Source organism: Mesorhizobium sp. M7A.F.Ca.AU.001.01.1.1 (assembly GCF_004022735.1).
In the GTDB taxonomy this organism is placed as follows: domain Bacteria; phylum Pseudomonadota; class Alphaproteobacteria; order Rhizobiales; family Rhizobiaceae; genus Mesorhizobium; species Mesorhizobium ciceri.
The window spans coordinates 1-4,527 of record NZ_RZPF01000551.1 but is presented as its reverse complement, the minus strand read 5'-3'; the positions used below and the strand labels follow the sequence as shown (position 1 = coordinate 4,527).

General features: G+C 63.2%; 4 protein-coding genes. 2 read left to right on the top strand and 2 right to left on the bottom strand.

What is annotated here, in order from left to right; genetic code table 11:
• Nucleotides 1–264: 264 nt before the first annotated feature.
• The gene (locus EN884_RS26790; protein WP_063169852.1) at nucleotides 265–1,776 is read left to right on the top strand and encodes an altronate dehydratase family protein; all 1,512 of its coding nucleotides are present in this window, start codon (nucleotides 265–267) and stop codon (nucleotides 1,774–1,776) included.
• 66 nt (nucleotides 1,777–1,842) lie between these two features.
• The gene (locus tag EN884_RS26785; protein WP_013528170.1) at nucleotides 1,843–2,589 is read left to right on the top strand and encodes an SDR family NAD(P)-dependent oxidoreductase; all 747 of its coding nucleotides are present in this window, start codon (nucleotides 1,843–1,845) and stop codon (nucleotides 2,587–2,589) included.
• A 14-nt stretch (nucleotides 2,590–2,603) separates the two neighbouring features.
• On the opposite strand, the gene EN884_RS26780 is transcribed toward EN884_RS26785, so the two are convergent.
• Nucleotides 2,604–3,509 (bottom strand): dihydrodipicolinate synthase family protein, encoded by a 906-nt coding sequence (locus EN884_RS26780; protein ID WP_063169851.1) that lies wholly within the window; start codon nucleotides 3,507–3,509, stop codon nucleotides 2,604–2,606.
• An 11-nt stretch (nucleotides 3,510–3,520) separates the two neighbouring features.
• Nucleotides 3,521–4,527, bottom strand: a 1,007-nt coding sequence (locus tag EN884_RS26775; protein ID WP_206617644.1) for a dihydroxy-acid dehydratase, incomplete at its 5' end; no start/stop codon positions are given.

The following is a 4,527-nucleotide window of genomic DNA, read 5'->3' as shown; positions in this document are numbered from 1 at the left end:
CAGACGCCGCTGCCGACGCGCGCCGACGGCGAATGGTGGGCGGCCATGGGAGAGGTCTTCCATCTCGATTGACCGGAACGTTATCGGGCAGTCGCTTCCCGGATATGCCCCAACGACGTGGCGACCGGTCCGTCTTTCATGACGACCTCATCCAGTCTCCGGCCTTGACCTCCTTGACCTCTGACATTCTATTATATTAGTATTCCAAATCATTTCTTGTCTCTCGACCTCCTGTCGCGGAGAACTTTTTCAGAGTATGGGGTCATGGCGCGGTTCATCAAGCTTTCGGGGGCCGACAACATTCTTCTGGCGGTCGATCCGTTGAAGATCGGCGAAAAAGCCGGTGACGTGGCTGCCAGGGCACGCATACCGCGCGGGCACAAAATGGCCTTGCGCGACATCGGCTCGGACCAGCCGATCGTGAAATACGGCCAGACCATCGGTTTTGCGCGGGAACCAATCGTCGCCGGCGACTGGGTTCACGAGCACAATGTGTATCTGCGAAATTTCGAACGCGACTACGTCTTCGGCACGAATACCAGGCAAACCGAGATCGTTGCCGAGGCCGAGCGCGCTACTTTCATGGGTTACCGCCGGCCGAGCGGCAAGGTGGGCACGCGCAACTTCATTGCCGTCCTGACCTCGGTGAACTGCTCTGCCAGCGTCGCCCGGTTCATCACCGACGAGGTCAACCGGTCTGGCATCCTGCGCGACTATCCCAATGTCGACGGTATCATCGCACTCGTCCACGGCACTGGCTGCGGCATCGACACCAAGGGTCCCGCTTACGACCTGTTGAAAAGGACGCAATGGGGCTTTGCCACGAACCCCAATATCGGCGGCGTGCTGATGGTCGGACTCGGCTGCGAAGCGTTCCAGATCCCACGCTGGATGCAGTCGTACAACATCAAGGAGAGCACGATTTTCCGCACGATGACCATCCAGGAAACCGGCGGTACGCGAAAGACGGTCGAGGCTGGCGTGAAGGCGATCGTCGACATGCTGCCTACGGTGAACGCCGCCGAAAGGACGCCGCAACCAGCCTCCGAACTGGTGCTTGCGCTGCAATGCGGCGGATCGGACGGTTACTCCGGCATCAGCGCCAATCCGGCACTAGGTGCTGCGGTGGACCTGCTTGTCGGGCAAGGCGGTACGGCGGTGCTCTCGGAGACGCCCGAGATCTATGGCGCCGAACATCTCCTCGCCTTGCGCGCCGAGAGCCGCGCGGTGGGCGAAAAGCTGATCGAACGCATCCGCTGGTGGGAGGATTATACCGCCAGGCACGACATGGAGATGAACAACAACCCTTCGCCCGGCAACAAGCTGGGTGGGTTGACGACCATCCTGGAGAAATCGCTCGGCGCTTCCGCCAAGGGCGGCACCACCAATCTGCGGGCGGTGCTGGAATATGCCGAGCCGATCAACGAGCGCGGCCTCGTCTTCATGGATACGCCCGGCTACGACCCGGTCTCGGCCACCGGGCAGGTCGCCGGCGGCGCCAACATATTGTGCTTCACCACCGGCCGCGGTTCGGCCTTCGGCTGCAAGCCGACGCCCTCGATCAAGCTTGCCTCCAACAGCTTCATCTTCGAGCAGATGCGCGAGGACATGGATATCAATTGCGGAGACATACTGGACGGCGTCTCGCTGGCCGAGAAGGGCGAGGAGATCTTTGCCGAGATCCTGCGCGTCGCTTCCGGCGGGCGCACCAGGTCGGAAGCGCTCGGCTATGGCGACAACGAGTTCGTGCCATGGAGCCTTGGCGCGACCATGTAGCGATCGCCGGCCTGCACAGGCCGGCCTTTATCCCGGAAGTAGCTCAAACGGAAAGAACCGCTCGACATGAACAGGATCGATCTTGACGGCCAGCACGCTGTGGTCACCGGTGGCGCCCAAGGCCTCGGCTTCGCGATGGCCAGGCGTTTCGTCGCTTCCGGCGCGACGGTCAGCTTGTGGGATCTCGATGAGGCCCGCCTCGAAACCGCCAAGAAGGAACTCGGCAACGCTGCCACGACAGAGATCGTGGACGTCGCCGATTGGACGTCGGTGGACGCGGCGCGCGCCAGGACCGAAGATCTGGCCGGCAAGATTTCCATTCTGGTCAATTCCGCCGGAATTGCCGGCCCTGCCGCCCCGCTCGACGTCTACGACATCGAGACGTGGAAGAAGGTCATCGACGTCAACGTAAACGGTACGTTCTACGTCAATCGCGCCGTGGTTCCCGGAATGAAGGAGCGCAATTACGGACGGATCGTCAACATCGCTTCGGTCGCCGGCAAGGAGGGCAACCCCAACGCCTCCGCCTATTCAGCCTCGAAGGCGGCGGTCATCGGCTTGACCAAGTCGCTCGGCAAGGAACTGGCGCAGTACGACATCGCCGTGAACTGCATCTCGCCGGCCACGGCACAGACGCGCATCCTCGAACAGCTGACGCCGGAGCACATCGAATATATGCGCTCGCGCATTCCGCGCGGCCGCCTGCTGGAGGTCGACGAAGCCGCGGCGATGGTCGCCTGGCTCGTCTCCAAGGAGAACAGTTTCACGACCGCCTCCACGTTCGACCTGTCGGGTGGGCGGACGACCTATTGAAGGGCAGTTGCCGTTCAGCCAGGCAACCGACCGAGGCCAGCCGCAAAGCGCGCCACCATCGCCACGCCGGTCTCGTTGGGCCGCATCGCCGGAGCCCGGTCGTGTATCGGGATGCCTGCGCGGGCGCCGAACAGCCGCTTGCCGTAGCAGATCAGGTTCTCGATGCCCTGCATGACGAAGACCGCTGCCGGCAGCATTCTTGCGTACTCGGCCTCGGCCGTCGCTTCGTCACCGATCCGAAACGCATTGTAGGCGCGCACGGCGAGGTCGATGCCATCAGGCGCCAGGATCATGCCGCGGCAACCGATGCGGAAATTGTCGATCAGTTCAAGGCCGCCGCGTCCGTTGAAAACGGGTATCCGGCCTTCGGTGCGTTCGATCAATCCGGCAATGTCGGTGACAGGGCCTTCGCCCTTGATCAGCCTTATGTTGGGATGAAGCGTGACAAGTTCGCGGATCTCGTCCGATGACAGGCCGCGCCCGAAAAACGCCGGCGCGTTCTGGATCGCCACCGGCAGGTCGGTTGCCTCGGCGACGCGGCCGAAGAACCTGGTGTATTCCAGCGCACCATAGGATCCGACCGGCGGCGGCTGCAGGATCACCCAATCCGCTCCCACGCTTTCAGCATGGCGAAGCTGTGCCACCTGCTCAGCCACCGAAGCGCCGAAGATGGTGAAGGCAAGCGGCACTTTTCCAGCCGTATCTTCCGCCGTCCAGTCCATGATCGTCCGGCGCTCGGCCTCGGTCAGCTTGGCGACTTCCGTCGCCAGGCCGAGCGCCGCCATGCCGTGCACGCCCGTCGCCAGGCAGATCTCGACCTGCCGACGCATCGCCGCGCGGTCCAGTTGTTCGTTCGCGTCAAAGAGCGCGTAGAGAATGGCGTGAATGGCGTGGAAATCGTCAGGCCGGAAATTGGGCATGCTGGTCGGCCTCAATGGCTTTCGCGTGGAATGGCGTGGCCACGGCATCCGACGAGAAAGTCGAGATCGGCGCCGCGGTCCGCCTGCAGGACACGGTCGACATAGAGGCCCTGATAGCCGCCGCGCATCGCCGGGACGGGCGGTAGCCAGGATTCACGACGCCGCGCCAGCTCCTGTGCCGACACGTCGAGATGCAGCTTCCTTGCTTCGACGTCGAGCTCGATGAAGTCGCCGCTCCTGACCAGCGCCAGCGGGCCGCCGATGGCGGCTTCGGGTGCGGCATGCAGCACGACGGTGCCGAAGGCGGTGCCGGACATGCGGGCATCGGAGATGCGGATCATGTCGCGGACACCCTGCTTCAGCAGCTTCCGGGGCAGCGCCATGTTGCCGACCTCGGCCATCCCCGGATAGCCCTTGGGGCCGCAATTCTTCAGCACCATGATCGACGCTTCGTCGACGTCGAGCGCGGGATCGTCGACGCGCGCCTTGTAGTCGTCGATGTCCTCGAAGACGACGGCGCGGCCGCGATGCTTCATCAGGGCCGGTGACGCGGCTGACGGCTTGATGATGGCGCCGTCGGGCGCCAGATTGCCACGCAGCACCGCGATACCGCCATTGGGAGTAAGCGCCTTGTCGCGCGGGCGGATCACCTCGGGATTGTAGTTTTTAGCGTCACGGATGTTGTCGCGCACGGTCTTGCCGGTGACGGTCAGCACGTCGAGATCGAGCAGATCGCCGATCTCCTTCATGACCGCCGGAATGCCGCCTGCGTAGCAGAAGTCCTCCATCAGGAAGCGGCCTGACGGCATCAGGTCGAGGATGGTCGGTACATCGCGGCCATATCGATCCCAATCGTCCAGTGTCAGTTCGGTGCCGACGCGGCCGGCAATCGCCAGCAGATGCACGACCGCATTGGTCGAGCCGCCGATGGCACCATTGACACGGATGGCGTTGGCGAAAGCTTCTTTCTTGAGGATGGCGGACGGGCGGAGATTCTCATTGACCATCTCGACGATGC